This is a genomic window from Rhodococcus aetherivorans, assembly GCF_011058165.1.
GTDB classification, from domain to species: domain Bacteria; phylum Actinomycetota; class Actinomycetes; order Mycobacteriales; family Mycobacteriaceae; genus Rhodococcus; species Rhodococcus aetherivorans.
In genome coordinates, this window is record NZ_JAALEG010000170.1 from 1 (window position 1) to 3,785 (window position 3,785).

General features: G+C 75.2%; 4 protein-coding genes. 1 reads left to right on the top strand and 3 read right to left on the bottom strand.

Annotated features, from left to right (window positions below; genetic code table 11):
* Positions 1-139 precede the first annotated feature (139 nt).
* The 3 genes from G6039_RS29800 to G6039_RS29810 form a co-directional block, all read right to left on the bottom strand.
* Positions 140-865 carry a SpoIIE family protein phosphatase gene (locus G6039_RS29800; RefSeq protein WP_051446001.1) on the bottom strand — a complete coding sequence of 242 codons (726 nt, stop codon included), beginning with the start codon at positions 863-865 and terminating at the stop codon, positions 140-142.
* 266 nt (positions 866-1,131) lie between these two features.
* Positions 1,132-1,569 carry a hypothetical protein gene (locus tag G6039_RS29805; RefSeq protein WP_051446002.1) on the bottom strand — a complete coding sequence of 146 codons (438 nt, stop codon included), beginning with the start codon at positions 1,567-1,569 and terminating at the stop codon, positions 1,132-1,134.
* Between the two features lie 387 nt (positions 1,570-1,956).
* Positions 1,957-2,664, bottom strand: coding sequence for a ScbR family autoregulator-binding transcription factor (locus G6039_RS29810; RefSeq protein WP_051446003.1), 708 nt, complete (start codon positions 2,662-2,664; stop codon positions 1,957-1,959).
* A 228-nt stretch (positions 2,665-2,892) separates the two neighbouring features.
* On the opposite strand from G6039_RS29810, the gene G6039_RS29815 reads away from it, so the two are divergent.
* Positions 2,893-3,785: AMP-binding protein (locus tag G6039_RS29815; RefSeq protein WP_164528186.1), on the top strand; the 893-nt coding region annotated here is incomplete at its 3' end.

The window sequence follows — 3,785 nt, forward strand, 5'->3', positions numbered from 1 at the left end:
GGGTACGGGGGTACGGGGGTACGGGCAACCCTACCGCCCCGCTACGAGTCGGTCCTCGCAGGCGCGGACCCCGGGGCGGAGGGTGCCGTCGATCCCGGCGTTCCCGCCGATATCTGTGGGCCGAGCGTCTCGGTGTTCCTCAGCGGTGACGGTGGACGGCGAGGGCGACGAGATCGTCGTGCACCCGGGTCCGCTCGCGCGCGGTGAGCAGCGCGGTGGCCCACCGCTGCGGGTGCGGGTGGGTGGCGAGGAATGCGACACCGGCCCCCCGGTCGTCGGCGCCGAGCAGGGGCAGCAGCGCATCCGAGCAGGCCAACAGCCTCGCACCGGGCACCAACGCGGTGCGCTGCACGGCCCAGGGGCCGGGGACTGGTCCCAACGGTGGGCGGGTGGCCGGCAGCGGGGCGAGGGTGCCGTCGGGATGCACGAGCACTGCCGGGCCGTGGTCGGCGTGCACGTAGTCGATCGTGCCGGTGGGCGGATCGAGGGCGCCGTGCAGCAGCGAGACGACCGTGTCGGGATAGTCGAAGTCCTGCGCCAGGTGCGTGAAGGCGGAGACCGCCGCGGCGGTGTCCAGATCCCCGACCTCGGGTGCGGACACCACACGCTCGACGGCGCGGGCCCCGGCCCGCAGATGGGTACGCACCGCAGCGGCGACCACACGGGCATCGAGACCGGACCCGAGCGCGGTGACGGCGGTGAAGACCGCACCACCGGCGAGCCGGTAGCAGTCGACCGTGCCGGCGCCCGTGGTGCCCGCGTGCAGCACGTGCACGGTGTAGCCGGGCAGGGAGAGGGTTCGGCTCCGCAGCCAGGCACGCCGCTCCGGCCGGTCGCGGGGGGCGGTCCGATCGGGGGCGTCCATCGTGGTGTCCTTCCCGCCGGGTCCGAGGGTGGGTCCGCACCGACCCGCCGGTTCGACCGCAGCGCCGGGTGGGGGTGGGAGTCGCACGTGTCGTCCTCGGACTCGCGCGACCTCTGAGAGTCATGCCGTCGGACGGCCCCGCCGGCCGGGGGAGGAAAGGCCCTGCCGGGACAGTCCGCGGCCCGCCTGCAGCCGTCGTATGCGTGTGGGGTGGGCCCCGATGGGGCACCGCCGGGACGGAACCCCGGGTGCCGGCGGGTTGTCCGTCATCCGCGCTGGTCGGAGAGCGCCGGGCGGGCGGGGCGGCAGCACCCGGGGCGGTGGACCCGCCCACCGTCCCGGCAGGTCGGCGCGGCCGGGTTTGCGGGCGCGGGGTCCCCGTCGTCGACGGCGAGGACCTGCACCTGGGCTCGGGGGCCGTGACGTGGCCGCACCTGGGCCAGCGCCGCGTCGTGCAGCTCGGTCGCGGTCAGCCCCACCGGCAGGGTCACGGTCACGGTCACCGCACCGCCGTCCGGGCCGCTCACCCGGCACCTCCAGTCGAGCGTGCCACCGCCGCGGCGGCGGGCCAGCTCGATCCGGGCCGCCTCGAGCAGCGGGTACGGGGGGCAGTGCGCGCACCGGTTCTCGTATTCGAGCACGAAGCGGCGTAGCCGCTCGCGCGGCCACCGACGCACCCGGCCCACCCTGTTGTCCACATCCATCTCTCGTCGCCTCCCCACGACCGGAGATCGTCCTGCCCGCGGCCCCTGCATACCCCGAGCGCCCCGCAGCAAACCGGTGCGTGTGTTGGTCGATCCTTATCCTCGCCGTCCCGTCCGGGACCCTGGCGGCGGGCCGCCCGTAGCTCGCCGATACCCGGCGGCCCTGCCCGGCCGGGCACGACCGACACGTCCTGCCGGGCCGGAAACATCGGAGGCCCGAACGACGATCATCGATATGCGTCCCTGCCCGGTGGGGAGGAGCGGGCGGGGCGCATCCTTCCCCCGCATGCGGCCGCGGCCGGTCCCGGACTCGACCGGCTCCCGACGGCGGCGGCGGTGGGTCCCCCGGGGTGCGGCCCGAGAATCGGCCCTCGACGGCCGCGGTGGTCATCTCTGGTGCGGGGGACTTTCGTCCGAGGGGGGGACCGGCGCGAGCACCGGTGCGGCGCAGGGCGGTTCGGCCGGCGGGTGACAGCGGGCGGCGCAGATCTGCGGAATCCGCCCGTGCCGGTCCGCAGGCACGATGCCCGGCAGCAACAGGGCCCACATCTGGTCCAGGCGATGGTCGAGATCGCGGCGCCCGGTCAGGACGTTGGAGACCAGCTGGACACCGTTGTAGGCGGACACGACGAAGCGGGCCAGCATCGCCGGGTCGATCGAAGCGCGCACCTCACCTTCGGTGACGGCCCGGCCGATCAGAGCACGGCAGGCGGTGATCCAGTCCAGGTAGGGCCCCGCAGGTCCGTCGGTGGCGCTGAGCTCGAGCGTCAGCCGGATACCGGCCCGCACGATCGGGTCGTCGATCATCTGCCGGGCCATCGCGTACGAGAGCATCACCACCTGGTCGAGCGCGGGCCGGTCCAGCGCGGCGACGGCCTCGACGGCGGCGATGGAGCGGCGGTGCTGCTCGTCGATGAGCGCATGCGCCAGCCCCTCCTTCGACGAGAAGTGGAAGTACAGCGCCCCCTTGGTCACCCCGATGCTCTCGACGATCCCGGCGAGCCCGGCTCCCTCGTAGCCGTACCGCTCGAAATGCGCGGCGGCACCGTCGAGGATCTGTTGCCGGGTCCACACCGCCCGCGCCTGCCGCGCCATACCCTCACACTCCGGTTCCGTCCCGCCTCGCGGAGGAGTCGACCTCCGCCTTCCGTCGAAGGGCAAATCCTACCCATCCCCGGGTCGTCGGCCGGGCGGGGCGGCCCACCAGGAAACCGGTTGACAGGTATCCTCTTCGGACAGCTCCGGCCGAGCCCCTTCCTACCGGCCGGCCAAAACCGTCGTCGAGTCACGGCTCGCTCCGCCCGGGCCGGGAAGGAGCCCGCAGTGGTGCAAGGCACCGGCGGCGGCGCCGCACCGGCCCGTCCGGTTGCCGGCACACCGGATGCCGGGCGTGCGGCTCGTCGGCGCCGGCGGATGCGGCCGACCCCGATGCGGGTGCGAGGGGTGACGGTGGGGCCGGCGTGGTTGACGGCGGCGGCGGAATCGGCCGGGGACCGGGTGGCGATCCACGGCCCCGACGGGCAGATGTCCTACCGAGAACTCGACCAGTGGTCCTCGCGGTGGGCGCGGCTGCTGATCGACCGCGGCGTCGGGCCGGGCGAGGTGGTCGTGATCGCCGGACCCGGGGCGGTGGCATCGGTGCTGGCGGTGTGGGCGGTGGTCAAGACCGGGGCGGCCTGGCTGCCGCTCGATCCGACACTGCCGTCGGCGTCGGCGCGGGCACTGCTCGCGGCGGCCCGGCCGGTGCTCGGACTCGGGACCGGCGCCGGCACGTGCGCGTTCGGTGTGCCGTGGTTGCGGCTCGACGAACCGGGCACCGTGGCGCAGGCACGCACGCAGCCAGGGCATCCGGTTTCCTACACCGATCGACTGCGGGCCTTGTCGCCGCACCATCCGGGCGTGCTGCTTGCGGCCTGCGCCGGTCCGGCCGGGCCGGCGCGGACGGTGGTGCTCACCCAGGCCGCGCTGGCGCGGTGGGTCACGGCCCCGGCCGGTCCTTCCCGGTGCGACGGTGACACCCGGACGATGCCGGTGGGGACGGCGGTGGCGGGGCCGGTGCTGTGGCTCGCGATGGTGCGGGCGGCCGTCGCGCAGGCCACCCTGGTGCCGGCCCCGCCGGCCGCACCCGGGGTCGTTGTGCCGACACGGCGGTGGGACCGTGTCGAACCCCGCACCCCCCGGCCCGGCCGCCCGACCCCGGGTGCGGCCGGCGGGGC

Bases quoted from the DNA above. Each gene is read 5' to 3' on its own strand.
- G6039_RS29800 (WP_051446001.1), bottom strand. From the start codon at position 865: ATGGACGCCCCCGATCGGACCGCCCCCCGCGACCGGCCGGAGCGGCGT.
- G6039_RS29805 (WP_051446002.1), bottom strand. From the start codon at position 1,569: ATGGATGTGGACAACAGGGTGGGCCGGGTGCGTCGGTGGCCGCGCGAG.
- G6039_RS29810 (WP_051446003.1), bottom strand. From the start codon at position 2,664: ATGGCGCGGCAGGCGCGGGCGGTGTGGACCCGGCAACAGATCCTCGAC.